Annotated in this window: 24 protein-coding genes and 1 tRNA gene; 14 read left to right on the top strand and 11 right to left on the bottom strand. The window is 66.6% G+C overall.

The genetic code is table 11. The features are described from left to right. Window positions 1-81 precede the first annotated feature (81 nt). The 3 genes from ACZY0B_RS23095 to ACZY0B_RS23085 are packed head-to-tail and all read left to right on the top strand — an operon-like array spanning window position 82 to window position 2049. Window positions 82-756 (top strand): HAD-IA family hydrolase, encoded by a 675-nt coding sequence (locus ACZY0B_RS23095; RefSeq protein ID WP_463766557.1) that lies wholly within the window; start codon window positions 82-84, stop codon window positions 754-756. Beyond that, entirely contained in the window at window positions 749-1237 is a 489-nt protein-coding gene (locus ACZY0B_RS23090) for a low molecular weight protein-tyrosine-phosphatase (protein ID WP_463766556.1), read from the top strand. The genes ACZY0B_RS23095 and ACZY0B_RS23090 overlap by 8 nt, the downstream gene beginning before the upstream one ends. Beyond that, complete coding sequence (locus tag ACZY0B_RS23085) at window positions 1237-2049, top strand: SURF1 family cytochrome oxidase biogenesis protein (RefSeq protein ID WP_463766555.1); 813 nt, start codon at window positions 1237-1239, stop codon at window positions 2047-2049. The genes ACZY0B_RS23090 and ACZY0B_RS23085 overlap by 1 nt, the downstream gene beginning before the upstream one ends. Before the next feature lie 30 nt (window positions 2050-2079). Here the strand turns inward: ACZY0B_RS23085 and ACZY0B_RS23080 are convergent, their stop codons facing one another. Then, window positions 2080-3027: a cobalamin biosynthesis protein gene (locus tag ACZY0B_RS23080; protein ID WP_463766554.1), complete on the bottom strand. Its 948-nt coding sequence runs from the start codon at window positions 3025-3027 to the stop codon at window positions 2080-2082. A 50-nt stretch (window positions 3028-3077) separates the two neighbouring features. Between ACZY0B_RS23080 and ACZY0B_RS23075 the strand changes: the two genes are divergently transcribed. From ACZY0B_RS23075 to ACZY0B_RS23065, 3 genes are read left to right on the top strand one after another with little or no spacing between them, the layout of a single operon-like run. Next, window positions 3078-3890: an oxygenase MpaB family protein gene (locus tag ACZY0B_RS23075; protein ID WP_463766553.1), complete on the top strand. Its 813-nt coding sequence runs from the start codon at window positions 3078-3080 to the stop codon at window positions 3888-3890. Further along, on the top strand, window positions 3890-4669 hold the full coding sequence (locus ACZY0B_RS23070) for an SDR family NAD(P)-dependent oxidoreductase (protein ID WP_463766552.1): 780 nt from the start codon (window positions 3890-3892) through the stop codon (window positions 4667-4669). The genes ACZY0B_RS23075 and ACZY0B_RS23070 overlap by 1 nt, the downstream gene beginning before the upstream one ends. A gap of 10 nt (window positions 4670-4679) precedes the next feature. Continuing rightward, the gene (locus ACZY0B_RS23065; RefSeq protein ID WP_463766551.1) at window positions 4680-5075 is read left to right on the top strand and encodes a VOC family protein; all 396 of its coding nucleotides are present in this window, start codon (window positions 4680-4682) and stop codon (window positions 5073-5075) included. Between the two features lie 4 nt (window positions 5076-5079). Here the strand turns inward: ACZY0B_RS23065 and ACZY0B_RS23060 are convergent, their stop codons facing one another. The 6 genes from ACZY0B_RS23060 to ACZY0B_RS23035 form a co-directional block, all read right to left on the bottom strand. Continuing rightward, entirely contained in the window at window positions 5080-6204 is a 1125-nt protein-coding gene (locus ACZY0B_RS23060) for an epoxide hydrolase family protein (RefSeq protein ID WP_463766550.1), read from the bottom strand. An 87-nt stretch (window positions 6205-6291) separates the two neighbouring features. Beyond that, entirely contained in the window at window positions 6292-6984 is a 693-nt protein-coding gene (locus tag ACZY0B_RS23055) for a DUF2510 domain-containing protein (protein ID WP_463766549.1), read from the bottom strand. A gap of 273 nt (window positions 6985-7257) precedes the next feature. Beyond that, a tRNA-Val gene (locus ACZY0B_RS23050) sits at window positions 7258-7332 on the bottom strand. A 48-nt stretch (window positions 7333-7380) separates the two neighbouring features. Next, window positions 7381-7842 carry a peroxiredoxin gene (locus ACZY0B_RS23045; RefSeq protein ID WP_463766548.1) on the bottom strand — a complete coding sequence of 154 codons (462 nt, stop codon included), beginning with the start codon at window positions 7840-7842 and terminating at the stop codon, window positions 7381-7383. Beyond that, window positions 7842-8264: a DUF3052 domain-containing protein gene (locus tag ACZY0B_RS23040; protein WP_330979748.1), complete on the bottom strand. Its 423-nt coding sequence runs from the start codon at window positions 8262-8264 to the stop codon at window positions 7842-7844. Before ACZY0B_RS23040 ends, ACZY0B_RS23045 begins: the two co-directional genes overlap by 1 nt. Window positions 8265-8347: 83 nt before the next feature. Next, window positions 8348-8938 (bottom strand): hypothetical protein, encoded by a 591-nt coding sequence (locus ACZY0B_RS23035; RefSeq protein ID WP_463766547.1) that lies wholly within the window; start codon window positions 8936-8938, stop codon window positions 8348-8350. 173 nt (window positions 8939-9111) lie between these two features. Here ACZY0B_RS23035 and aceE point away from each other — a divergent pair, with 173 nt between their 5' ends. The 7 genes from aceE to ACZY0B_RS23000 all read left to right on the top strand — a co-directional run bounded on the left by aceE (window position 9112) and on the right by ACZY0B_RS23000 (window position 18863). Next, window positions 9112-11904: a pyruvate dehydrogenase (acetyl-transferring), homodimeric type gene (gene aceE / locus ACZY0B_RS23030; protein WP_463766546.1), complete on the top strand. Its 2793-nt coding sequence runs from the start codon at window positions 9112-9114 to the stop codon at window positions 11902-11904. Window positions 11905-12069: 165 nt separating this feature from the next. Further along, window positions 12070-13395, top strand: coding sequence for a PucR family transcriptional regulator (locus ACZY0B_RS23025; RefSeq protein WP_463766545.1), 1326 nt, complete (start codon window positions 12070-12072; stop codon window positions 13393-13395). A gap of 140 nt (window positions 13396-13535) precedes the next feature. After that, window positions 13536-14444, top strand: a complete 909-nt coding sequence (locus ACZY0B_RS23020; RefSeq protein WP_463766544.1) for an ACP S-malonyltransferase — start codon at window positions 13536-13538, stop codon at window positions 14442-14444. 81 nt (window positions 14445-14525) lie between these two features. Then, on the top strand, window positions 14526-14873 hold the full coding sequence (gene acpM, locus ACZY0B_RS23015; RefSeq protein WP_085224180.1) for a meromycolate extension acyl carrier protein AcpM: 348 nt from the start codon (window positions 14526-14528) through the stop codon (window positions 14871-14873). Next, window positions 14870-16120 (top strand): 3-oxoacyl-ACP synthase KasA, encoded by a 1251-nt coding sequence (kasA, locus tag ACZY0B_RS23010; protein WP_463766543.1) that lies wholly within the window; start codon window positions 14870-14872, stop codon window positions 16118-16120. The genes acpM and kasA overlap by 4 nt, the downstream gene beginning before the upstream one ends. A 26-nt stretch (window positions 16121-16146) precedes the next feature. Continuing rightward, window positions 16147-17400 (top strand): 3-oxoacyl-ACP synthase KasB, encoded by a 1254-nt coding sequence (gene kasB / locus ACZY0B_RS23005; RefSeq protein WP_463766542.1) that lies wholly within the window; start codon window positions 16147-16149, stop codon window positions 17398-17400. A 41-nt stretch (window positions 17401-17441) separates the two neighbouring features. Then, window positions 17442-18863 (top strand): acyl-CoA carboxylase subunit beta, encoded by a 1422-nt coding sequence (locus ACZY0B_RS23000; RefSeq protein WP_463766541.1) that lies wholly within the window; start codon window positions 17442-17444, stop codon window positions 18861-18863. A 57-nt stretch (window positions 18864-18920) separates the two neighbouring features. Here the strand turns inward: ACZY0B_RS23000 and ACZY0B_RS22995 are convergent, their stop codons facing one another. The 4 genes from ACZY0B_RS22995 to ACZY0B_RS22980 all read right to left on the bottom strand — a co-directional run bounded on the left by ACZY0B_RS22995 (window position 18921) and on the right by ACZY0B_RS22980 (window position 24094). Continuing rightward, entirely contained in the window at window positions 18921-20468 is a 1548-nt protein-coding gene (locus tag ACZY0B_RS22995) for an FAD-dependent monooxygenase (protein WP_463766540.1), read from the bottom strand. A gap of 45 nt (window positions 20469-20513) precedes the next feature. Beyond that, the gene (locus tag ACZY0B_RS22990) at window positions 20514-21863 is read right to left on the bottom strand and encodes an MFS transporter (RefSeq protein ID WP_463766574.1); all 1350 of its coding nucleotides are present in this window, start codon (window positions 21861-21863) and stop codon (window positions 20514-20516) included. A gap of 117 nt (window positions 21864-21980) precedes the next feature. Further along, window positions 21981-23525, bottom strand: a complete 1545-nt coding sequence (locus ACZY0B_RS22985; protein WP_463766539.1) for a glycerol-3-phosphate dehydrogenase/oxidase — start codon at window positions 23523-23525, stop codon at window positions 21981-21983. After that, the gene (locus ACZY0B_RS22980) at window positions 23525-24094 is read right to left on the bottom strand and encodes a TetR/AcrR family transcriptional regulator (RefSeq protein ID WP_463766538.1); all 570 of its coding nucleotides are present in this window, start codon (window positions 24092-24094) and stop codon (window positions 23525-23527) included. Before ACZY0B_RS22980 ends, ACZY0B_RS22985 begins: the two co-directional genes overlap by 1 nt. A 47-nt stretch (window positions 24095-24141) precedes the next feature. On the opposite strand from ACZY0B_RS22980, the gene ACZY0B_RS22975 reads away from it, so the two are divergent. Next, window positions 24142-25722 (top strand): FAD-binding oxidoreductase, encoded by a 1581-nt coding sequence (locus ACZY0B_RS22975; protein WP_463766573.1) that lies wholly within the window; start codon window positions 24142-24144, stop codon window positions 25720-25722. Window positions 25723-25731 lie beyond the last annotated feature (9 nt).

Genomic DNA, 25731 nt, shown 5'->3' with positions numbered 1-25731 from the left:
CGTGAAACACTAGTGGGCCGCCCTGGGAGCCTGGCACGAACACCGTCACACCGGGTGGGACGCATCTAGGAGAATGGTGGCGTGACAGGAGCAGTTTCAGCCGACGGGCCGGCGGCACAGCTGGTGATCTTCGATCTCGACGGCACCCTGACCGATTCCGCGGAAGGGATCGTCACCAGCTTCCTGCATGCGCTCAGCCATATCGGCGCCCCGGTGCCCGAGGGCGACCTGGCCGCACAGATCGTCGGGCCGCCCATGGACGAAACCTTCCACACGATGGGCCTTGGCGAGGATGCCGAGGCGGCGTTCGCGGCGTTCCGCACCGAGTACGGCGCCCGGGGCTGGGCGATCAACAGCCTGTTCGATGGGATCGAGGCGCTGCTGGCAGATCTGCACGCCGCCGGTGTGCGGCTGGCCGTGGCGACCTCCAAGCTGGAACCGACGGCGCGCCGCATCCTTGCCCACTTCGACCTCGACCAGTATTTCGAGGTCATCGCCGGCGCGTGCCCGGACGGCTCGCGCAGGAGCAAGGAGGAGGTGCTGGCCCACGCGCTGGCCCAGCTGCAGCCGCTGCCCGCACGAGTGCTGATGGTCGGCGACCGCAGCCACGACGTCGACGGGGCAGCCGCCCACGGCATCGACACCGTGGTGGTCGGCTGGGGCTACGGCAAGGCCGATTTCGCCGACGGCTTCGCCGCGACCGGCGTGACACATGCGGCGACCATCTCCGAGCTGCGGAGGGCGCTGGGTGTCTGAGCTGCACGTGACCTTCGTCTGCACCGGCAACATCTGCCGCTCGCCGATGGCCGAGAAGATGTTCGCCGACCAGCTGCGGCAGCGCGGTCTTGCCGACGCGGTACGGGTAACCAGTGCGGGCACCGGCAACTGGCATGTCGGCGATTGCGCCGACGAGCGGGCGGCCAAGGTCCTGCGTGCCCACGGCTACCCCACCGACCATCGCGCCGCGCAGGTCGACGACGACCACCTGGGCGCCGATCTGGTGGTTGCCCTGGGCCGCAACCATCTTCGAATTCTGCAGCAGCTCGGTGTCGACAGTGACCGGGTCAGGATGCTGCGCTCCTTCGACCCGCGCTCGGGCGCCCACGCCCTCGACGTCGAGGATCCCTACTACGGTGACCACGCCGACTTCGAAGAGGTTTTGGCGGTCATCGAGGCCGCGTTGCCCGGCCTGCACGACTGGGTGGACGAGCAACTAGCGCAAAACGGGCACGGTTGATGCGTCGCTTCGCGTTCCTGCTACGCCCAGGTTGGATAGCGCTGATCCTGGTGGTCATCGCCTTCACCTACCTGTGTTTCATGGTGCTCGCGCCGTGGCAGCTGGGAAAGAACACCCGCACGTCACGGGAGAACCAGCAGATCGAGAACTCTCTGAATACCTCACCGGTGCCGTTGAAAACCTTGTTGCCGCAGCAGGATTCGTCCGCACCGGCTGAGCAGTGGCGGCGGGTGACCGCAACCGGGCACTACCTGCCCGACGTCGAGGTGCTGGCCCGCCTGCGAGTCGTCGAGGGAGATCAGGCCTTTGAGGTGCTGGTCCCGTTCGCCGTCGACGACGGGCCGACCGTGCTCGTCGATCGAGGTTACGTGCGTCCCGAGCCCGGCTCGCACGTCCCGCCGATCCCCCGCCCGCCGCAAGACACGGTTACCATCACGGCACGGCTGCGAGACTCCGAGCCGGTGGTTGCGGACAAGGAACCGTTCTCCAGAGACGGTGTGCAGCAGGTGTATTCGATCAGCACCCAACAGGTCTCGGTGCTGACCAAGGTCCCATTGGCCGGATCCTATCTGCAACTGGTCGAAAACCAGCCCGGCGGGCTCGGTGTGATCGGCGTGCCGCACCTGGACGCCGGGCCGTTCCTGTCCTACGGCATCCAGTGGATTTCGTTCGGCATCCTGGCTCCGATCGGGCTGGGCTATTTCGCCTACTCCGAGATCCGGGTCCGACGCCAAGAAAAGCAAGCGAAGGCGACCGAAACTCCGATGACCGTCGAGGAGAAACTCGCCGACCGCTACGGCCGCCGCCGTTGAGTGTGCGCTGAGGACGCCCTACCCGCACACTCAGCGCCGCCAATGCACACTCGATGGCACGGCCAGCAACAAAGCGGCGGCCAGCTGCACGATCCGCGACAGCCCCACCGCCCGGCGCAGATCGGCCGCGGTGGGCTGTCGCCCGTCGCCCAGGGTGGGACGAATCTGCAGCTCGTGGTGATACTGCGTGGGACCGCCAAGCCGCACGCCCAGCGCCCCGGCGAAGGCCGCCTCGACGACCCCGGCGTTGGGACTGGGATGACGGACCGCGTCGCGACGCCAGGCCCCGGCCGCACCCGCCGGCGATCCGCCGACGAACGGGGCGCACAACACCACCAGCACCGCGGTCACCCGGGCGGCGATGTAGTTGGCAAGATCATCTAATCGTGCTGCGGCCCAACCGAATCGGATATAGCGCGGCGAGCGGTGGCCGATCATCGCGTCCAGGGTGTTGACGGCGCGGTAGACGAGCACGGCGGGCACCCCGCCGGCGGTCGCCCACAGCAGCGGCGCCACCTGGGCGTCGGAGGTGTTCTCGGCGACGGATTCCAGCGCCGCCCGGGTCAGGCCCGCGGCGTCCAGCCGGGCCGGATCGCGTCCGCACAACGACGGCAGCAGTCGTCGTGCGCCCTCGATGTCGTTGCGATCGAGCAGCTGCGCCATTTCCAGGCCGGTGCGCGCCAGCGAAGTTCCGCCCAGCGCGACCCAGGTGGCCGTGGCGGTGGCGGCGATCGACCAGAGCGGGTTCCGTCGTTCGGCGACCTGCTGCACCGCCGTTCCGAGTAGCCCCACCGTGCCGACCGCCAGGCTCACGTGCAGCGCGCCGGCGATCTTGGCGTCGCGGTAGGTGAACTGTTCCAGCTTGGCCGCGGCTTGGCCGAAAACCGCGACCGGATGCCCCCGTTCGGGGTCGTTGAGTGCGAGGTCGGTGAGGCAACCGACCAGCACGCCGACGATCCGGGTCCGCGTCGCAAGCACTTCGGCAGCGTCTCACATGCGCGTTGCCATTACGTGGTCTACTCGGTGATATGAAGCCCGCAACCCGGGTCGCTGACCTGCTGAACGCCGCGGCGCCGCTGCTGCCCGCGGCGAACGTGATCATGCAGCTGTCCTTGCCGGGCGTCGGTTACGGCGTGCTGGAAAGCCCGGTGGACAGCGGCAACGTCTACAAGCATCCGTTCAAGCGGGCCCGCACCACCGGCACCTACCTCGCGGTGGCGACCATCGGGACCGAGTCCGACCGGGCGCTGATCCGCGATGCCGTGGACACCGTGCATCGCCAGGTGCGGTCGACGTCGGTCAGCCTGGTGTCCTACAACGCCTTCGATCCCAAGTTGCAGCTCTGGGTGGCCGCCTGCCTGTATCGCTACTTCGTCGACCAACACGAGTTCCTGCATGGCCCGCTCGATGACGCCAGCGCCGACGCGGTCTATCACGACGCCAAGCGACTGGGCACCACACTGCAGGTGCCCGAACGCCTGTGGCCACCGGACCGGGTGGCGTTCGACGAGTACTGGAAGCGTTCGCTCGACGAGCTGCGCATCGACCCGCCGGTGCGCGAGCACCTGCACGGGGTGGCCTCGTTGGTCTTCCTGCCGTGGCCGTTGCGCGCGCTGGCGGGACCGTTCAACCTGTTCGCGACGACGGGGTTCTTGGCCCCGGAATTCCGGTCGCTGATGCAGCTGGACTGGTCGCAGCGTCAGCAGCGCCGGTTCGAGTGGCTGGTGTCGGCCCTGCAGCTGGCCGATCTGTTCATTCCGCGCCGCGCCTGGATCTTCGGCTATCAGCTTTACCTGTGGGACATGCGATCTCGCGCGCGCCGCGGCCGGCGGATCGTCTAGTGGGACAGGGCCGTCTCGCCGGCAAGGTCGCGATCATCACCGGCGCCGGCTCGGGTATCGGGTGGGCGGCGGCTAGCCGATTCGCCGAGGAAGGCGCCCGCGTCGTCTGCGCCGACATCAGCGGGCAGCAGCGTGACATCGCCGATCGGCTCGGTGAGGTCGCGTTGCCGGTGCACGTCGACGTCACCGACGCCGGCGATGTCCAGCGCATGGTCGCCACCGCCGTCGACCGGTTCGGTCGGGTCGATGTGTTGCTGAACAATGCCGGATTCGGTGGGCCGCACGTCGCTTTGGCCGACACCGACGAAGCACTCTTCGACAAGATCCTGGCGATCAATCTCAAAGGCGTGTTCCTCGGCATGAAATACGCGATTCCCGCGATGCTCCATAACGGTGGCGGTGCCATCGTCAACACCGCCTCGGCGTCCGGACTCGTCGGCTGGAAAGGGCTGTCGTGCTACGCCGCGGCCAAAGCCGCCGTGGTGCAGATGACGAAATCCGCGGCGCTGGATTACGCCAAGACGAACGTGCGCATCAACGCGATCTGCCCCGGCATGACCTACACCGGCCTGGCCGGGGCGAAACCCGACGACGAAGTGCCGCCGGGCGGGTACCTGCCGACACCGATGGCCCGCTGGGGCGAACCCGCCGAACTCGCCGCCGCCGCACTGTTTCTCGCCAGCGACGAAGCCTCGTTCGTCACCGGCGCCGCGCTGGCCGTCGACGGTGGCTACTCGGCCAGCGGCCCGATGCTGGGCCGGCCCCGCAAAGCGGACTAGCCTGCAAGACATGGCCTTCCCCGCCCTCAACCACATCGCGGTCACGGTGCGTGACATCGGCGTCAGCGGCCCCTGGTACCGCGACCTGCTCGGCGGCGACCCGATATTCGACGAACACACCGACGCCGGCTTCCGGCATCAGGTCTGGCTGCTCGACGGTGGCACGCTGTTCGGCATCCATCAGCACGACCACGAGGCGCCCGACGAGAAATTCAGCGAGCACCGCGTCGGCCTGGACCACGTCGGCTTCGGCTGCGCCAACCGCGCCGAACTGGAGAGCTGGGTCGCCCGGCTGGGCGAGCTCGGCATCGCGCACGGCGGGATCGTCGACGAGTCGTACGGCTCGGGGCTGAGTTTCCGCGACCCCGACGGCATCGCACTGGAGTTCTTCGCCCCGCCCGGGTGAGCGCTCAGCGGACGGTGGCGAAAAACGCGCGCAGGTCGTCGACGAACAACTCCGGTTGTTCGAACGCCGCGAAGTGACCACCGCGCGGCATGTCGGTCCAGTGCGTGATGTTGTAGTTCGGCTCGCACCACTTGCGCGGTGACTTCAGCAGCTCACCGGGGAAAGCGGCTACGCCAGTGGGCAATTCGACGCGATCGCCGCCCCGCCAGACCCGGAAGCTCTCCCAGTACAGGCGAGCCGACGACGCGGCGGTGTCGGTCACCCAATAGACCATCACGTTGTCGAGGAGCTCGTCGCGGCTGACCGCGTTCTCGGGGTGGCCATCGCAATCGGCCCAGTCCCAGAACTTCTCGACGATCCAGGCCAGCTGTCCGACCGGAGAGTCGGCCAGGCCGTAGCCGAGCGTTTGGGGCCGGGTGGACTGCTGCTTGGAATAGCCGGTGCCCCATTTGCGGTGGTTGGCCAGCGCGGCCAGGGCGGCCTTCTCGTCGTCGGTCGTGTTCTCGAGGTTGCCCGGAGCCCCGATCGGCATGTTCAGATGAATGGCCGCGCAGTGGTTTCCAGAAGGACCGCCGTTTCGGCCGATCTGCGTGGTGACCGCCGCGCCCCAATCACCGCCCTGAGCGCCGTAGCGGTCGTAGCCGAGGCCAACCATCAGCTGCTCCCAGGCCTCGGCGATCTTTTCCACTCCCCACCCGGTGCGGGTGGGCTTGCCGGAGAAGCCGTATCCGGGAAGCGACGGACACACGACATGGAAGGCGTCTTCGGCACGGCCGGAGGCCGGATTGGTCAGCGGCTCAATCACCTTGTGGAACTCCACAATTGAGCCCGGCCAGCCATGGGTGATCACCAGCGGGAAAGCGTTCTCGTGCGGGGATCGCTGGTGAATGAAATGAATGTCCAGCCCGTCGATGTCGGTGATGAAATGGTCGAAACGATTGAGCGCGGCCTCGCGGGACCGCCAGTCGTATTCGTTGGCCCAGTAGTCGGCCAACTCGCGGGTGTAGGCCAGCGGAATGCCTTGACTCCAGTCGTCGACACATTCGGCGTCCGGCCATCGAGTGCGCGCCAGGCGCGACCGCAGATCATCGAGTACGTCGTCGGGAACTTCGATTCGAAACGGCTTCACGCATTCATAGTGCCGCCGCGCGCGAACCCGCCGACAGCCGCCCCGTCGGCAGTTGCATCCCAGCGCGCCGTGCGCCGATATTCAACGCTAGGGCTCAAAGGCCGGAAGAACAGAACCGGAATCGCGAATCTCCCAGATGCTGGCTTTGGTCACACCATCGAAGTTGATCTTGTCCAATGTTGCTCGCGAATACGTGAGGTCGATGGCAACCCGAGTCGAGGTATTTCCATACGGGTCGGTCATCGGGAAGGTGCCCTGAACGTTCACCGCGGAAGCGTCAGGATAGGTCGCTCTTGCGTACTTGAGAATGTCGATGGTGTCGCGCCGCGCACCGTCTTTGATCATCGTTTCGGTGTAGTTGTCACGAATCGCAAACCGGGCGTCGACGACGCCGCCGTTCGGGCCTGACGAAGTGGTGAACGCTACTCCGTCCGGCTTTTTGGGGCCGGTCGGTGTTGACGGCGCCGTCTCGGTCGGTGTCGACGGTTCGGCCGTGGCTGGACTACTCGACGAGGTCGATTGGCTGGCATTCTTTTCGTCGAAACCCCAGCTCTTGCCGACGATGATGAGAAGAACGAGCGCGCAGAGCGCCGCCAAGGCTAGGGCCGCCTTTCCCGATGAGCCTTTCTTCGGTGGCTCCGGCGGCTCCGTGGCGAAAGCCCACTCGCTGGTCCAGGTGCTGCCGTCGAAGTACCGTTGCAACCCGTGGCCTACCCCTGCGGGATCGGGGTACCACCCCGGCACCGATTTCGGCGGGGGCGGCGCATGTTCAGATGGCATCTTTGCACCTTCGTCGTGACGGCACCCTTCCGCTCCCGCCGCGATGGCCGCTCAAATCCATGCTAATCATGGAATGCCGGCAGCAGCTTCGCGCAGGATTTCAGCTCTCTGGCGGGGTGCACGTTGACTGCCGGCGGGCTGTGCCGCCGACCGTCGCCCCATTTGGAAGGCAAGCAGTGAGCCGGCGCGAGCGTAACGCCACTGCGAGATCCGGCTTGGTTTTTCGCAGTGGCTTTACGCTCGCGAGCGGTGGTGCCCCCAAGCCCGTCGAATTGGTGGGCGCGGACGGTATCGAACCGCCGACCGCTGGTGTGTAAAACCAGAGCTCTACCACTGAGCTACGCGCCCTCTATGCCGGAGGCAGGCTACACGCCCGTCGGCTTGGACCTCAAACTTTCAGACCCGTAAAGCGGCCAACGCGTCGGTCCACAATCGCTGATCGCGAGCCTCACCGGGCTCTTTCATCTCGGCGAATTGGATGATCCCGGAGCGGTCCACCACGAAGGTGCCGCGATTCGAATAGCCGGCCTGGTCGTTGAACACGCCGTAGGCCGCAGCGACTTCGCCGTGCGGCCAGAAATCCGACAGCACCGGAAACGTGAACCCGCTTTCGATGGCCCAGATCTTGTGCGTCGGTGGCGGACCCACCGAGATCGCGAGCACCACACTGTCGCCGTTTTCGAATTCGGGCAGATGATCGCGCAGCAGATCCAGCTCGCCCTGGCAGATCCCGGTGAACGCCAATGGAAAGAACACCAGCAGGACGTTCTTGTCGCCGCGATAGCCGCTCAGGGTGACGCGCTGTTGGTTCTGGTCGCGCAGAGTGAAATCGGGGGCTGTCGTCCCGACCGGCAGCATTAACGCTTCCCGGCGCGCGACTTCGGTTGCACCAACCGGCTGGCGCTCCAGTCCCCCAGGTTGACCGAGGACGTCGGCATCAGGCCGGCGGTCGGAGCCGCCTCGGCGATCTCGGCGGGCAGGACGTGGCCGGGCTTGCCGGTCTTGGGTGTCAACACCCAGATCACGCCATCCTCGGCCAGCGGGCTGATGGCGTCCATCAGGGTGTCCACCAGGTCGCCATCGCCATCTCGCCACCACAACAGGACGACGTCGACCACCTCGTCGGTGTCTTCATCGAGCAGCTCGGAGCCGCAGGCTTCCTCGACCGCCGCGCGGATGTCGTCGTCGGTGTCCTCGTCCCAACCGAACTCCTGGACAACCTGGTCTCGTTGGACGCCCAGTTTGCGAGCGAAGTTCGAGGCGTCATCCGCCGCGACCACCGTGGATCCTCCTTAACAGCACACCGTGCGCCATGCGATTGGGGAATATCGTCGCACAGCCAGAACCTGGTTCACACTCCACCTCAGAAGGACGCCAGGCAGAGTTTGAGCGCCTTGGTCTTGGTGTCGTTGAGTTGATCGACCCGCCGGTTGAATTCACCGGTTCCCGCGTGGGTGCCGATCGCGTTCGCCACCCCGTGCGCCGCGTCGATATAGGCGTTGAACGCGTCCTTCAGCTGCGACGACAATGCATCGTTGAAATTGTTGCTCACCGTCGAGGCGCTGTTGTTGAGCGCATCGATGGCCGGGCCCTCGAACGGGCCGGTACCGCGGCCGCCGTTGAACGCCCCGACATAGGCGTTCACCTTGTCGATCGCGTCCTTGCTAGTGGTAGCCAGCGAGTCGCACGAGCTGCGCACCGCCTTGGTCGTCAGCGATTGTTGCCGCTGGGACTCACGGACGCTCGACGTCGCTATCGAAGCAGACACCGACGACGACACCGACTGCCGGTAGGCGGGAGCCACCTTCGTATCCGGGGTCGCCGTGCCGTTGGTGACGGTGGTACACCCCACGATGCCCATCAGCGCGGTTGCGATGCAGCCAAGCGCCAGCACGCCACGCTTGGGGAACTCTCCCCCACGCGTGCCGGGGACGACTTTCCATCCGGTGAGCACGGTTTCTGACGTTACCGGGTGGCGATTGCTGTTGCCCCCGACGCACCGAGGTTTCGTGTCGGCAGGTGTCCCTTCGCCGGCGAAGGGATTGCGGTTACCCACCCGAAGCGCCGGTACGGCACGATAGAAGACGAACACGCATGCAGGTAACCGCCGAAAGCAGGAGTAGTGCGTTGACGACCGAGTTCGCACGCCACGATCTGGCCAAAACCCCAAGCAGCGGAAGCGAACCCGATCGCGTCCGGGTGATCCGCGAGGGCGTGGCGTCGTATCTGCCCGACATCGACCCCGAGGAGACCTCGGAGTGGCTGGAGTCCTTCGACGAGCTGTTGGAGCGCTCGGGTCCGGCGCGGGCGCGCTACCTGATGCTGCGGTTGCTGGAACGGGCGAGTGAACAGCGGGTGGCCATCCCGGCGCTGACGTCGACCGACTATGTCAACACCATCCCCACCGAGCTGGAACCGTGGTTCCCCGGCGATGAGGACGTCGAACGTCGCTTCCGGGCCTGGATCCGGTGGAACGCCGCCATCATGGTGCACCGCGCCCAGCGTCCGGGAATCGGCGTGGGCGGCCACATTTCGACGTATGCCTCGTCGGCCGCGCTGTACGAGGTCGGCTTCAACCACTTCTTCCGCGGCAAAACTCATCCCGGCGGCGGCGACCAGGTGTTCATCCAGGGCCACGCGTCGCCGGGGATTTACGCGCGCGCTTTCCTGGAAGGCCGGCTGACCGCCGACCGGCTCGACGGCTTCCGGCAGGAGCACAGCCACCCGGGCGGCGGGCTGCCGTCCTACCCGCACCCGCGGCTGATGCCCGATTTCTGGGAGTTCCCGACGGTGTCGATGGGCCTTGGCCCGATGAACGCCATCTACCAGGCCCGGTTCAACCACTACCTGCACGACCGCGGCATCAAGGACACCTCCGATCAGCATGTGTGGGCGTTCCTCGGCGACGGCGAGATGGACGAGCCGGAAAGCCGCGGCCTGATTCAGGTCGCCGCCAACGAGGGCCTGGACAACCTGACCTTCGTCGTCAACTGCAATCTGCAGCGCCTGGACGGCCCGGTGCGCGGCAACGGCAAGATCATCCAGGAGCTGGAGTCGTTCTTCCGCGGCGCCGGCTGGAATGTCATCAAGGTGGTCTGGGGCCGCGAGTGGGACGCCCTGCTGCACGCCGACCGCGACGGCGCGCTGGTGAACCTGATGAACACCACGCCCGACGGCGACTACCAGACCTACAAGGCCAACGACGGCGCCTACGTCCGTGACCACTTCTTCGGCCGCGACCCGCGCACCAAGGCGCTCGTCGAGCAGATGACCGATTCGGAGATCTGGAACCTCAAGCGCGGCGGCCACGACTATCGCAAGGTCTACGCCGCCTACCGGGCCGCCATCGACCACAAGGGACAGCCGACGGTGATCCTGGCAAAGACCATCAAGGGCTATTCGCTGGGCGCACACTTCCAGGGCCGCAACGCCACGCATCAGATGAAAAAGCTTGCGATAGAAGATCTTAAGTACTTCCGCGACGCCATCCGGATTCCGATCAGCGACGCTCAGCTGGAAGAAGACCCCTACCTGCCGCCCTACTACCACCCGGGACCCGACGCCCCCGAGATCCGCTACATGCTGGACCGGCGCCGCACCCTTGGCGGCTTCCTGCCCGAGCGGCCGACGAAAGCCAAGGTGCTCAAGCTTCCGAATCGCGACATCTACGCCCCGCTGAAAAAGGGCTCGGGCACCCAGGAGGTCGCCACCACCATGGCGACGGTCCGGACCTTCAAGGAAGTGTTGCGGGACAAGGAGATTGGCCCGCGGATCGTGCCGATCATTCCCGACGAGGCGCGCACGTTCGGGATGGACTCGTGGTTCCCGTCGCTGAAGATCTACAACCGCAACGGCCAGCTCTACACGGCTGTGGACGCCGATCTGATGTTGGCGTACAAGGAAAGTGAAATCGGGCAGATCCTGCACGAGGGCATCAACGAAGCCGGGTCGGTGGCCTCGTTCACCGCGGCCGGCACGTCGTATGCGACGCACAACGAGCCGATGATCCCGATCTACATCTTCTATTCGATGTTCGGCTTCCAGCGCACCGGCGACGGCTTGTGGGCCGCGGCCGACCAGATGGCGCGCGGCTTCCTGCTCGGCGCGACCGCCGGACGCACCACCCTGACCGGTGAGGGCCTGCAGCACGCCGACGGCCACTCGCTGCTGTTGGCCGCGACCAACCCGGCGGTGGTGTCGTACGACCCCGCGTTCGCCTACGAGATCGCCTACATCATCGAAAGCGGGCTGGCGCGGATGTTCGGCCAGGACCCGGAGAACATCTACTTCTACATCACGATCTACAACGAGCCGTATGTGCAGCCGCCCGAGCCACACAACTTCGATCCCGAGGGCGTGCTGCGTGGGATCTACCGCTACCAGGCGGCCACCGAGCGGCGCGCCAACACGGCGCAGATCCTGGCCTCCGGGGTCGCGATGCCGTCCGCGGTGAAGGCCGCCGAGCTGCTGGCCGCCGAATGGGATGTCGCCGCCGACGTGTGGTCGGTGACCAGTTGGGGTGAACTGAACCGCGACGGGCTGGCGATCCAGCGCGAGCAGCTGCGCCATCCCGGTACGACGGCCGCCGTCCCCTACATCACCAAAGCGCTTGAAGGGGCCGCCGGGCCGGTGATCGCGGTATCGGACTGGATGCGGGCGGTGCCCGAGCAGATCCGGCCGTGGGTGCCCGGCACCTACGTCACGCTGGGCACCGACGGGTTCGGCTTCTCCGACACCCGGCCGGCGGCCCGGCGGTTCTTCAACACCGACGCCGAGTCGCAGGTGGTGGCGGTGCTCGAGGCGCTGGCCCGCGACGGCGAGATCGACCCCTCGGTGCCGATCGCGGCGGCCCGTCAGTACCAGATCGACGACGTGCAGGCCGCCCCGAAGCAGACGTCCGATCCCGGCCCCGGCGCATAAGGCCTAATCGCCTGGCCAAGTTACCCGCGAGTGCCCGGCCAGCCGGGCGTTCGGCGCCGAGCGCCCGGCCAGCCGGGTGTTGGGGAGCCTGAGGTCTTGAGACACCACTAAGACCCGGGGCCTGCTTTATGGGAAAGTTCCAGAAATCAGGCGTAGGTTTTAGGGGTGAATGACAACCCGTTCGCTGGCCCGTTTGCCAAGCACCCGAGGTCGCCCCTCGAAACCTTGGATACGGTCCCGGATTCCGTGCTGCGGCGGCTGAAGCAGTACTCCGGCCGGCTGGCCACCGAGGCCGTCGCGGCCATGCAGGAGCGGTTGCCGTTCTTCTCCGACCTGGAAGCGTCCCAGCGGGCCAGCGTGGCGCTGGTCGTGCAGACCGCCGTCGTGAACTTCGTCGAGTGGATGCAGGACCCGCACAGCAACGTCAGCTACACCGCACAGGCCTTTGAACTGGTGCCCACCGAGCTCACCCGCCGGATCGCGTTGCGCCACAGCGTGGACATGGTGCGGGTGACCATGGAGTTCTTCGAAGAAGTCGTGCCGCTGCTGGCTCGCTCCGAGGAGCAGTTGACCGCGCTGACGGTAGGCATCTTGAAGTACAGCCGCGACCTGGCGTTCAGCTTCGCCTCGGCCTACGCGGACGCGGCCGAAGCACGGGGCAGCTGGGACAGCCGGATGGAGGCCAGCGTCGTCGACGCGGTGGTGCGCGGCGATACCGGCCCCGAGCTGCTGTCCCGTGCGGCCGCGCTGAACTGGGACACCACCGCACCGGCGACGGTTGTGGTCGGGACGCCGGCCCCCAACCGTGACAACACCAACGGCGAGGGCGCCAGCGAGCGGGCCAGCCAGATCGTCCGCGACACGGCCATTCACCACGGCCGCGCCGCCCTCACGGACGTGCACGGCACCTGGCTGGTGGCCATCGTGTCGGGCCAGTTGTCGCCGACCGACAAGTTTCTGGGCGATCTGTTGAAGGCGTTCGCCGACGGCCCAGTGGTCATCGGGCCCACCGCGCCGATGCTGACCGCGGCCTATCACAGCGCCAGCGAGGCCATCTCCGGGATGAACGCGGTTGCCGGGTGGGGCGGCGCGCCACGGCCTGTGCTGGCCCGTGAGCTGCTGCCAGAACGTGCCCTGATGGGCGATGCCTCGGCCATCGTCGCGCTCCACACCGACGTGATGGGACCACTGGCCGACGCCGGACCCACCCTGATCGAAACGCTTGATGCTTACTTAGATTGCGGCGGCGCGATTGAGGCCTGCGCCCGCAAGTTGTTCGTTCATCCAAACACCGTGCGATATCGACTCAAGCGGATCACCGACTTCACCGGGCGTGATCCCACGCAACCACGCGACGCTTACGTGTTGCGAGTGGCCGCGACGGTCGGCCAACTCAACTACCCCACGCCTCCCACTAGTGTTGGCAGCAGTGCGACGACGGCGGTTCCGCTGCCGGTCAGAGGGGGTTCTCCGGCCCCCTCACTGCGATAGTGATTCAGCCAACAGGTCGCGGCGCGGTATCAAATACGTAGCTTGTCGAGCCGTTTTGTGGGGTATCTACAAAAACCTAAGACGAGGTTCATAATCTGTTACACCCGCCAAAACCGTTTCCACAGTGTTCTCTTAGACACGTGATCGCGTTACTCGCGCCCGGACAGGGTTCGCAGACTGAGGGAATGCTCTCGCCGTGGCTGGAACTGCCCGGCGCGACCGAGCAGATGACTCTGTGGTCGAAGGCCAGCGGCCTGGACCTGGTGCGCCTGGGCACCACTGCATCGACCGAAGAGATCACCGACACCGCGGTGACTCAGCCACTGGTCGTCGCGGCCACCCTGCTCGCGCATCAGGAGCTGACCAAGCGCGACGTGTTCGTCGGCGAAGACTTCATCGTGGCCGGCCACTCGGTCGGCGAGATCGCCGCCTACGCAATCGCCGGTGTGATGGGCGCCGATGACGCCGTCGCGCTGGCCGCCACCCGTGGCGCCGAGATGGCCAAGGCGTGCGCCGCCGAGCCGACCGGCATGTCCGCGGTACTGGGCGGAGACGAGACCGAAGTCCTGGCCCGCCTCGAGCAGCTCGACCTGTTCCCCGCGAACCGCAATGCCGCCGGGCAGATTGTCGCCGCCGGGCCGCTGACCGCGCTGGAGAAGCTCGCCGAAGACCCGCCGGCCAAGGCGCGGGTGCGCGCTCTCGGCGTGGCCGGAGCGTTCCACACCAAGTACATGGCGTCTGCCCTGGACGGCTACGCCGCCGCGGCCGCCGCCATCGCGACCGCTGAGCCCACTGCCACACTGCTGTCCAACCGCGACGGAAAGCCGGTCACCACGGCGGCCGTGGCGATGGACACGCTGGTCGCTCAGCTGATCCAGCCGGTGCGCTGGGACCTGTGCACCGCGACGCTGGCCGAGCACGAAGTCAAGGCGATCGTGGAATTTCCCCCCGCGGGAACGCTCGCCGGCATCGCCAAGCGCGAGCTTCGGGGGGTGACGGTACGTGCCGTCAAAACGCCCGCAGACCTGGACGCCCTGGCCGACATCTAAACGCGGGCAGCGACCAGTACAACCGCATAAGAACACATCAATCCGATTTGTACACAACACATTACGAAGGGAAGCACGACTGTGTCTGTTAGTCAGGAAGAAATCATCGCCGGTATCGCCGAGATCATCGAAGAGGTCACCGGTATCGAGCCGTCCGAGGTCACCCCGGAGAAGTCGTTCGTCGACGACCTGGACATCGACTCGCTGTCGATGGTCGAGATCGCGGTGCAGACCGAGGACAAGTACGGCGTGAAGATCCCGGACGAGGACCTCGCCGGTCTGCGTACCGTCGGTGACGTCGTCTCCTACATCCAGAAGCTCGAGGAAGAGAACCCCGAGGCTGCCGAGGCGCTGCGCTCCAAGCTGGTCGCCGAGAACCCCGAGGCTGCTGCCAACGTTCAAGCGAGGCTGGAAGCGGACAGCAAGTGACCAAGCCTTCCACTGCTAACGGCGGTTACCCCAATGTTGTGGTAACCGCCCTCGCGGCGACGACGTCGATCGCGCCGGACATCGAGAGCACGTGGAAGGGCTTGTTGGCCGGCGAGAGCGGCATCCGCGTCCTCGAAGACGAGTTCGTTGATAAGTGGGACCTGCAGGTCAAGATCGGTGGGCACCTCAAGGAGTCGATCGATACCCACATGAGCAGGCTGGACATGCGGCGCATGTCGTATGTCCAGCGCTTAGCCAAATATCTCAGCGGCCAGCTGTGGGAGTCGGCCGGCAACCCGGAGCTCGATCCGGACCGGTTCAGCGTCGTTGTTGGCACCGGTCTGGGTGGCGCCGAGCGGATCGTCGAGAGCTATGACCTGATGAACGAGGGCGGCCCCCGCAAGGTGTCGCCGCTCGCCGTTCAGATGATCATGCCCAACGGCGCCGCCGCGGTGGTTGGTCTGGAGCTCGGAGCGCGGGCCGGGGTCATCACCCCGGTGTCGGCGTGTTCGTCGGGTTCCGAGGCGATCGCTCACGCGTGGCGCCAGATCGTCATGGGTGACGCGGAGGTCGCCGTCTGCGGCGGTGTCGAGGGACCGATCGAGGCGCTGCCCATCGCGGCGTTCTCGATGATGCGGGCCATGTCGACTCGTAACGACGAGCCCGAGCGTGCGTCGCGGCCGTTCGACAAGGACCGCGACGGCTTCGTGTTCGGCGAGGCCGGGGCCCTGATGCTCATCGAGACCGAAGAGCACGCCAAGGCCCGCGGCGCCAAGCCGCTGGCCCGGTTGATGGGTGCCGGTATCACGTCGGACGCCTTCCACATGGTGGCACCGGACCCCAACGGCGTGCGCGCCGGTCGCGCGATGACCCGGGCGCTGGAGCTGGCGGGCTTGTCCGCCAAGGACGTCGACCACGTGAACGCACACGGCACGGCGACGCCCATCGGCGACAGCGCAGAGGCCAATGCCATCCGGGTCGCCGGTTGCGAGCGGGCCGCCGTGTATGCGCCGAAGTCGGCGCTGGGGCACTCTATCGGCGCGGTCGGGGCGCTCGAGTCGGTGCTCACGGTGCTGTCACTGCGGGATGGCGTCATTCCGCCGACCCTCAACTACGAAACCCCCGATCCCGAGATCGCGCTTGATGTCGTCGCGGGCGAACCTCGCTCCGGCGATTTCCGTTACGCAATCAACAACTCATTCGGGTTCGGCGGCCACAACGTGGCCCTCGCCTTCGGGCGTTACTGAGCACGAGAGGAACGTTCGCAACACCCATGACAGAGCTGGTTACAGGGAAAGCCTTCCCCAATGTGGTCGTCACCGGCGTCGCCGCGACGACTGCTTTGGCACCTGACGTGGAAGACACCTGGAAGTTGCTGCTGGACAGCCAGAGTGGAATCCGTACCCTCACCGACCCGTTCGTCGAGCTGTACGACCTGCCGGTTCGCATTGGCGGGCATCTCGTGGAGGAGTTCGACAGTCAGCTCACTCGTATCGAGCTGCGTCGCACCGGCTACCTGCAGAGAATGTCCACCATCTTGGGCCGCCGGGTATGGGAGAACGCGGGTTCGCCTGAAGTCGACACCAACCGGTTGGCGGTGTCGATCGGCACCGGCCTCGGCTCGTCCGAGGAACTGGTCTTCAGCTACGACGACATGCGCGCCCGCGGCATGAAGGCGGTCTCCCCGCTGGGCGTGCAGAAGTACATGCCCAACGGCGCGGCCGCGGCGGTCGGCCTGGAACGGCACGCCAAGGCCGGTGTGATGACGCCTGTCTCGGCTTGCGCATCCGGTTGCGAGGGCATCGCTCGCGCCTGGCAGCAGATCGTGTTGGGTGAGGCAGACATAGCGATCTGCGGCGGCGTCGAGACCAAGATCGAGGCGGTGCCCATCGCGGCATTCGCCGCGATGCGCGTCGTGATGTCGACCACCAACGACAACCCCGCCGGCGCGTGCCGCCCTTTCGACAAGGATCGGAACGGCTTCGTGTTCGGCGAGGCCGGTGCGCTGATGGTCATCGAGACCGAGGAACACGCGAAAGCGCGGGGCGCCAACATCCTGGCCCGCATCATGGGAGCCAGCGTGACCTCGGACGGCTTCCACATGGTGGCACCGGACCCCAACGGTGAACGTGCCGGGCACGCGATGACGCGGGCGATCCAGCTCGCGGGCATCACGCCGGCCGAAATCGACCACATCAACGCCCATGCCACCGGCACCCAGGTTGGCGACCTCGCCGAGGGCAAGGCCATCAACAGGGCCTTGGGCGGCAACCACCCCGCGGTCTACGCGCCCAAAGCCGCGCTCGGCCACTCGGTGGGTGCGGTCGGTGCGTTGGAATCGATCTTGACGGTCCTCGCGTTGCGGGAGCAGGTCGTCCCGCCGACACTGAATCTGGAAAACCTCGATCCAGAAATCGATTTGGACGTGGTGGCGGGTAAGCCGCGGCCGGGCAACTACCGGTTCGCGATCAACAACTCGTTCGGATTCGGCGGTCACAACGTGGCGATCACCTTTGGACGGTATTAGATCCCAGCGTTATTGAGCTCACCGGAAACAGGAGAACTGCGATGACACTCATGGCCCCCGATGCGGTCGGCGAGTCGCTCGATCCCCGCGACCCCTTGCTGCGTCTGAGCAATTTCTTCGACGACGGCACCGTCGCGTTACTGCACGAGCGTGACCGTTCCGGTGTGCTTGCGGCGTCGGGCACCGTGAATGGCGTTCGCACCGTTGCCTTCTGCACCGACGGCACCGTGATGGGCGGCGCGATGGGCATCGAGGGCTGCACGCACATCGTCAACGCCTACGACACCGCCATCGAGGAGCAGAGCCCGATCGTGGGCATCTGGCACTCCGGCGGTGCCCGGTTGGCCGAGGGCGTCAAGGCACTGCACGCCGTGGGCCTGGTGTTCGAGGCCATGATTCGGGCTTCGGGCTACATCCCGCAGATCTCGGTGGTCGTCGGCTTCGCCGCCGGCGGCGCTGCGTACGGACCGGCGCTGACCGACGTCATCGTGATGGCGCCGGAAAGCCGGGTGTTCGTCACCGGGCCGGACGTGGTGCGCAGCGTCACCGGTGAGGACGTGGATATGTGCTCGCTCGGTGGGCCGGAAACTCACCACAAGAAGTCGGGGGTCTGCCACATCGTCGCCGACGACGAGCTCGACGCTTTCGAGCGTGGTCGCCGGTTGGTCGGATTGTTCTGCCAGCAAGGGCATTTCGACCGCACCAAGGCCGAGGCCGGTGACACCGACATCCACGCTTTGCTGCCGGAATCGGCGCGGCGGGCCTACGACGTGCACCCGATCGTGACTGCGATCCTCGACGACGACACACCATTCGACGAGCTCCAGGCCAACTGGGCGCCGTCGATGGTGGTCGGCCTGGGCCGGTTGTCCGGCCGTACCGTCGGCGTGCTGGCCAACAACCCGCTGCGGCTTGGCGGCTGCCTGAACTCCGAAAGCGCCGAGAAGGCAGCCCGTTTCGTGCGGCTGTGCGACGCGTTCGGGATTCCGCTGATCGTGGTCGTCGATGTGCCCGGTTACCTTCCCGGTGTCGACCAGGAGTGGGGCGGCGTGGTGCGCCGCGGCGCCAAACTGCTGCACGCGTTCGGTGAGGCCACCGTTCCGCGGGTCACGCTGGTCACCCGAAAGACCTACGGCGGGGCCTACATTGCGATGAACTCCCGCTCGCTGAACGCGACCAAGGTGTACGCCTGGCCGGACGCCGAGGTTGCGGTGATGGGCGCCAAGGCCGCGGTCGGCATTCTGCACAAGAAGAAGCTGGCCGCCGCGCCCGACCACGAGCGCGAAGCGCTGCACGACGAGTTGGCCGCGGAGCACGAGCGGATCGCCGGCGGCGTGGACAGCGCCATCGAGATCGGCGTGGTCGACGAGAAGATCGACCCGGCGCACACCCGCAGCAAGCTCACCGCGGCGCTGGCGGAGGCACCGGCACGTCGCGGGCGCCACAAGAACATCCCGCTGTAATTTTCCACCGCGAGCCTAACGCCACTGCGAAATATCACGCCGAAATTCGCGGTGGCGTTAGGCTCGCGCGAGGATCGTCGAAAGTGACTGGCGCAGGGCATCTTCCGGATCGGCGGGCAGCTCCTCGGCGCGCCAGCCGACAAAGTCGTCCGGGCGAATAAGCAACGCCCCTTCGGGCGAGAGTCCGGTCATCGCCGCCCATTCATTGCTGTAGACCCGATGCGCGGCGATCGACGCCGAAGCCGCAGCTGTACACCATCGCTCGTCCCCGGTCAGCACGGTGAACTCGCCGCCGATCAGGTCGAGTGTCGAGACTCCGTCCCGCACCCAGACGTGCGGCACCCGGGTTCCCGGCTGGCCGCGCAACTCCTCGACCAGCTCGCCGGCGTCGGGTTCACTGTCCACAATCGCGGCCGAACGGTAGCGGTAGCCCACCATCAGCGCGAACATCGAGCATTCTTCTTCCGGTGATAGTAGCGGCCGGTCGTCCTCGAGCTGGAGCAGGGGAATCGTTGGGCCAGAAAGCGATTGGCGAGCGGCGAACCTGCCGACCGGATGCCGCTCGGTGTGATAGGTGTCCAGCAGCGCCGGCCCCGCCGTGCCTTGCAGCACGGCGGCCAGCTTCCAGGCCAGGTTGTGCGCGCTCTGGATCGCGGTGTTGGCTCCCCCCGCTTTGAACGGAGGCATGGTGTGCGCCGCATCTCCGACGAGAAATACTCGCCCACAGTCGAATTGGTTAGCCACCTGCTCGTAGGGTTGCCACGCGGCGACCTCGATGATGTCGATGTCCATCTGCTCGCCGATCGCTTTGATCAGCATCTCGCGGCAACGCTGCGGCGTGAACTGGTCAGCCGTTTCACCCTTGTCGGGGAAATAGGTGGTGATGAACATGCCTAGGTCACCCTCGGCCGCAATGAAGATGCCTTGTACATCAGCGTTTTTGACTTGTACGCCGCCGCCGTCGCCGATGTGTGCGACGAACTTGCGCCAGGGTGCCCGAAAATAGACGAAGACGACGAAGATCGGGAGCGCGCCATAGCCGGAGGTGGCGATGCCCAGCGCGGCGCGGACCGGGCTGTGCACCCCGTCGGCGCCGACGAGGTAGTCGGCCCGGACCGTTTGCGACTCCCCCGAGTCCCGGTCACAGATGACGGCGGTGACGCCCGTCGCATCCGATTGGAACGACGACAGCTCCGTGCCATACCGAACCTCGTTGCCGCGGCGACGAGTTGCTGCCAGCAGGATTGGCTCGGACCTACTCTGCGGGCAGTACTGCACGGCCGGCTCGGGGCTCAGCGCGCCCAGGCCCGCGAAAATCGCGTCGAGGTCGATCGCCGGTTCTTCTGTCGCGCTGTTGAGTGTCGGCCTGGTCACCACGACCGGCTGCTGCTCGCCGATCGCGTGAACCTCGTCGCTCAGACCAAGGCCGCGAAGAATCTCTAGGCTGCGGAAGCTGAGGTTGCGCGCTTTCGGATAGATGAACACCTCGCGGCGCTTCTCGACCAGCAGTGAGCGAACGCCGTGCTTGGCGAGCAGCGCAGACGTCGCCAGCCCACCCGCGCCGGCGCCGACGATCAGGACCGGGACCCGCAATATGGAAGCCACTACAAAATGATAGCTAATGTCAGATTGGGAACGCTAGTTGCCCGCTCAGCGGGCGGTGCCCCCAGCTCGCGGGCCGCCGGCCAATTCCCGAGCCTCCTCCTCGGTCTCGACCGCGGGACCGGACCCGGGCAACGGCTTGCCGGCGACCTCCGGCATGAACAGCAGGGTGATCACGCCGACCAGGCCCGCAACCATCAGCATGTAGGCCGGCACCATCGCATTGCCGGTGCTCGATACCAGCGCTTCTGCTATCAACGGGGTGACACCACCGACGGTGGAGATCGACAGGTTGTAGGAAATGGCCAATGCTCCATAGCGCACCTTGGTGGGGAACAGGGCCGGCAAGGCCGAGGGTGTCGTGCTGTCGAAGCAGAGTTCCATCAGCCCGATCAGCAGCACACCGAGGAAGATCACCGGATACGCACCGCCGAGGCGCATCAGCAGAAACGCCGGGATTGACGCCACGATCAGCAGGATGCATCCCGTCCGCATGATCGGTTTGACCCCGATACGGTCGGACAATTTCGCGACGAACACGACCGTGGCCATCAGGATGGCCAGGGTGACCACGATCAGCACGACTGCCGGTGTTTCCGCAAGGTGCACAACTGTTTTCAGGTATGTCGGCAGGTAGCCGGTGACCATGAAATCGGCGACTTGTGAGGTCAACACCAGGGCGGCGCAGATCAGCATCGGCCGCCACTGCTCCACGACGGTGTGCCGAAATTGGTGGCGGCCGCCCTCCTCGGCGGCATCCGCGCTCTGACTCAGCTGCGTGAAAGCCGGTGACTCCTCGAGTCGCAGTCGCATGTACAGCGCGATCAGACCCATGGGCGCCGCCAGCAGCAGCGGGACTCGCCAGCCCCAAGCCAGCCAGTCGTGACTCGGCAGCCACGCCTGCAGCCCAGTCACCAAGAACCCAGCGACCACGAAGCCGATCAGGTTGCCCAACGGCAGGAACCCGACCAGCATGCCGCGCTTACGGTCCGGTGACTGCTCCACCAGATAGGTCATGGCACCGACGAATTCGCCGCCGGTCGACAACCCCTGGAACACCCGGGCGACGACGAGCAAGATGGGCGCCCAGACGCCGATTGCGCTGTAACCGGGCAGCAGGCCGCTCATCGTCGTGCCGGCCGTCATCATCAGGATCGTGATCACCAGCACCCGCTTGCGACCGATGCGGTCCCCGAGCGGGCCGAAGATCATGCCGCCCAGCGGGCGCACCACAAACGCCGCCGCCAGGGTGCCGAAAGTGGCAATCAGGTGGACAGAGCTCACGCTGTTCCCGGGATAAAACACCTGCGCGATGGTGGTGGCGATGTAGCCGTAGACGCCGAAGTCGTACCACTCCATGACATTGCCGATCGCGGTGCCCGTAATGGCTTGTGACAGCACGCTCGGATCCGTGACCGTGATCTCGTCGCGCGCCCACTTTTGCTGAGCGCCATCGGTGTCCATCAAACCCCTTGGTACCCGAACTTCGCCGCGTCGAACCCTGGGGAGACCGGGTTAGCCAACCCCCGCGAGGAACTCCGCCGCGACGGCCACCACCCGCTCCCGGTCGCGGGGCACCAGGCCGATCCGGGTCCGGCGATCGAGGATGTCGTCGACGTCGAGTGCGCACTCGTGGGTGACGGCGTATTCGAACTCCGCGCGGATTACGTCGATGCCCTCGACGACCGGCTCGGTCGGGCGCTCGCAGGTGGCGGCGGCGATGACGTGGGGCGCCTCGGCGCCATAGCGGGCCACCAGCGACGCCGGCAGCACTGCCGTCGTACCCGTGGCCGGTCCGGGGTTGGACGGTGCCCCGATCAGCGGCAGATTGCGCGTCCGGCAGCACGTGGCCTGCAGGTCTCGCAGGGTGACGGCGCGGTCCAGCACGTCCTGGGCCATGTAGCGGTATTCGGTCAGCTTGCCGCCGATCACGCTGATCACTCCCGACGGCGACTCGACGACGGCGTGCTCGCGGGACACGTCGGCGGTGCGGCCTTCGAAACCAGCACTGCCGGTGTCGATCAACGGCCGAAGGCCGGCGTAGGCGCCGATGACATCGGTGGTCCCCAGCGCGGTACCCAGCGCGGTGTTCACCGTGTCCAACAGGAACGCGACTTCGTCCGAGGACGGCTCCGGCACATCGGGAATCGGGCCCGGCGCGGCTTCATCGGTGAGCCCGAGGTAGACCCGGCCCAGTTGTTCGGGCATGGCAAACACGAAACGATTGAGCTCGCCGGGAATCGGAATCGTCAGTGCCGCAGTCGGATTCCCGAAGGAATTGGCATCGAATACCAGGTGGGTCCCGCGGCTGGGCCGCAACCGCAGCGAGCAGTCGATGTCACCCGCCCACACCCCGGCCGCGTTGATCACCGCGCGGGCGGACACGTCGAACGACTCCCCCGTGCGCTGATCGGTCAGTCGCACCGAGGTGCCGGTGGCCTGGGATGCCGCGACGTAGGTGAGGATCCGGGCGCCGTGCTGAGCCGCGGTGCGCGCGACGGCGGTGACCAGTCGGGCGTCGTCGATCAATTGCCCGTCGTAGGCCAGCAGTCCACCGTCGAGGCCGTCACGACGGACCGTGGGCGCCATCTCCACGACGCGTTGCGCCCCCACCCGCCGCGAGCGGGGCAGGGTCGACGACGGGGTTCCCGCAAGCACGCGCAGCGCGTCACCGGCGAGAAATCCCGCGCGCACCAACGCGCGCTTGGAGTGACTCATCGACGGCAGCAACGGAACCAGCTGCGGCATTGCGTGCACGAGGTGAGGAGCATTGCGCGTCATCAGGATTCCGCGCTCGACGGCGCTGCGCCGGGCGATGCCCACGTTTCCGGTGGCCAGGTAGCGCAGACCGCCGTGGACCAGTTTGGAACTCCAGCGGCTGGTCCCGAACGCCAAGTCGTGCTTCTCCACCAGCGCCACCCGCAGGCCGCGCGACGCGGCATCCAGTGCGATCCCGACGCCGGTGATGCCGCCGCCGATCACGACCACGTCCAGCGGCGCGCCGTCGGCCAGCGCGTTCAGGTCGGCGGCGCGGCGGGCGGCATTGAGTGCGGCATTCATCAGGACAGGTATCCGTTCAGCGAGTGGGCGAGTTCGGTGGCCAGCGCATCGGCATCGAGGATCGGGCGCACGATCTGCTCGGACTGAATCGTCGACTGGGCGATCAGCAACACCATGGTGGCCATCTGCAGCGGATCGCCGGCGCGCACGGAGCCGTGCCGCTGGGCCACCCGTAACCGGTCGGCAAGCGCGCGGATCAGCATCTGTTGGCTTTCCCCAAGGCGTTCGGTGATGTAGATCGGCGCGAGGTGCGAATGCATCACCGACATGATCAATTCGTCACGACGCAGCAAGTCCGCGACCGAAACAATTTGGCGCACAAGCGATTCGCGGTCGTCTCCCAGCAATGGCGCATCCTGCATCACAGCCCTGACGCGCTGGGTCAGCAGCGCCGCCACGATCGACGGTGTGTCCGGCCAGCGGCGGTACACGGTCGGCCGGCTGACGCCCGCACGCCGGGCTATCTCCGCGAGGGTCACCCGGTCTATCCCGAAATCGGCCACGCAGCTAGCGGCCGCCCCCAGGATCCGCTCGCCGACATCCAATCCAGCGTTACTGATTGACAGCATGTGTAATACTGTAACGCATGACGCATCCCGAGCAACTCCTTCCGCCGATGAAATGGAACGCGTGGGGAGATCCCGCTTGCGCCAAACCCCTCTCCGACGGCATCCGGGCACTGCTGAAACAAGCCGTCGGCCTGGAAGATTCGGGCCAAGCCGAACTCAGCCCCGACCAGGTGCGGCTGAGCCCGTCGGCACTGTCGACGGCAGATAGGGACGCGCTCGCCGCGATCGTCGGCGCCGAGTATTGCCGCACCGACGATCGCGATCGGTTGCTCCACGCGGGCGGCAAGTCCACCCTCGACCTGCTGCGACGCAAGGACACCGGCGTCCAGGATGCGCCCGACGCCATCCTGCTGCCCGGCGACGACGCTGCCGTCGCGACGATCCTGCGCTACTGCTCCGAGCACGGCATCGCCGTCATCCCGTTCGGCGGCGGCACCAACGTCGTCGGTGGCCTCAATCCCACCCGCGGCGACTTCGGCGCCGTCGTCTCCGTCGACCTGCGTCGCTTCGACCAACTCATCTCGCTCGACGAAGTGTCGGGCCAAGCGGTTTTCGGCGCCGGGGTCACCGGCCCGGAGGCCGAACGCCTGCTCGGCGAGCGCGGCTTCTCGCTCGGACATTTCCCGCAGAGTTTCGAATACGCCACCATCGGCGGCTACGCGGCGACCCGCTCCTCGGGTCAGGATTCGGCCGGTTATGGCCGGTTCAACGACATGGTGCGCGGGCTGCGGATGATCACCCCGGCGGGCACGCTGGACCTGGGCCGCGGGCCGGAATCCGCCGCCGGCCCCGATCTACGCCAGCTGGTGATCGGGTCGGAGGGCACCTTCGGCGTGATCACGCAGGTGCGGCTGCGGGTGCACCTGGCACCGGAAGCCGTCGGCTACGAAGCCTGGTCGTTCCCCGATTTCGCTACCGGGGCGGCGGCGCTGCGCGCGGTCACCCAGAATGCGACCGGCCCCACCGTTGTTCGGCTTTCCGATGAGGCCGAGACCGGAGTCAACCTGGCCACCACCGAGGCCATCGGCGAAAACCAGATCACCGGCGGTTGCCTGGGCATCACCGTGTTCGAGGGCAGCAAGGAACACGTCGAGAGCCGGCGGGCCGAGACCAGCGCACTGCTGGCGGCCCAGGGCGGTACGTCGCTGGGTGAAGGTCCCGCGCAGGCGTGGGAGCGCGGCCGGTTCGGCGCACCGTATCTGCGCGACTCCCTGCTGGCGGCGGGCGCGCTCTGCGAGACGCTGGAGACCGCGACCGACTGGTCCAACATTCCGGCGCTCAAGGCCGCCGTCACCGAGGCACTGACCACCGCGTTGGCCGAATCCGGGACACCGGCGCTGGTGATGTGCCACATTTCGCACGTGTACCCGACCGGCGCATCGTTGTACTTCACCGTCGTCGCCGGGCAGCGCGGCAATCCGATCGAGCAGTGGCAGACCGCCAAGAAGGCCGCGTCCGACGCGATCATCGCCACCGGCGGCACCATCACGCATCACCACGCAGTCGGCGCCGATCACCGGCCCTGGATGCGCAACGAGGTCGGCGATCTGGGCGTGCAGGTGTTGCGCGCGGTCAAGGCGACACTGGATCCGGCGGGAATCCTCAATCCCGGCAAGCTGATTCCGTGATGCAGCAGT

It is taken from the genome of Mycobacterium sp. IDUB_19 (assembly GCF_055419445.1).
This window is presented reverse-complemented; position numbering and strand designations above follow the sequence as displayed.

Excerpts from the sequence above, each read along its gene's own strand:
- ACZY0B_RS23085 (WP_463766555.1), top strand. The coding sequence starts at position 1,237 with ATGCGTCGCTTCGCGTTCCTGCTACGCCCAGGTTGGATAGCGCTGATC.
- ACZY0B_RS23075 (WP_463766553.1), top strand. The coding sequence starts at position 3,078 with ATGAAGCCCGCAACCCGGGTCGCTGACCTGCTGAACGCCGCGGCGCCG.
- ACZY0B_RS23065 (WP_463766551.1), top strand. The coding sequence starts at position 4,680 with ATGGCCTTCCCCGCCCTCAACCACATCGCGGTCACGGTGCGTGACATC.
- ACZY0B_RS23055 (WP_463766549.1), bottom strand. The coding sequence starts at position 6,984 with ATGCCATCTGAACATGCGCCGCCCCCGCCGAAATCGGTGCCGGGGTGG.
- ACZY0B_RS23045 (WP_463766548.1), bottom strand. The coding sequence starts at position 7,842 with ATGCTGCCGGTCGGGACGACAGCCCCCGATTTCACTCTGCGCGACCAG.
- kasB (WP_463766542.1), top strand. The coding sequence starts at position 16,147 with ATGACAGAGCTGGTTACAGGGAAAGCCTTCCCCAATGTGGTCGTCACC.
- ACZY0B_RS23000 (WP_463766541.1), top strand. The coding sequence starts at position 17,442 with ATGACACTCATGGCCCCCGATGCGGTCGGCGAGTCGCTCGATCCCCGC.
- ACZY0B_RS22985 (WP_463766539.1), bottom strand. The coding sequence starts at position 23,525 with ATGAATGCCGCACTCAATGCCGCCCGCCGCGCCGCCGACCTGAACGCG.
- ACZY0B_RS22980 (WP_463766538.1), bottom strand. The coding sequence starts at position 24,094 with ATGCTGTCAATCAGTAACGCTGGATTGGATGTCGGCGAGCGGATCCTG.
- ACZY0B_RS22975 (WP_463766573.1), top strand. The coding sequence starts at position 24,142 with ATGAAATGGAACGCGTGGGGAGATCCCGCTTGCGCCAAACCCCTCTCC.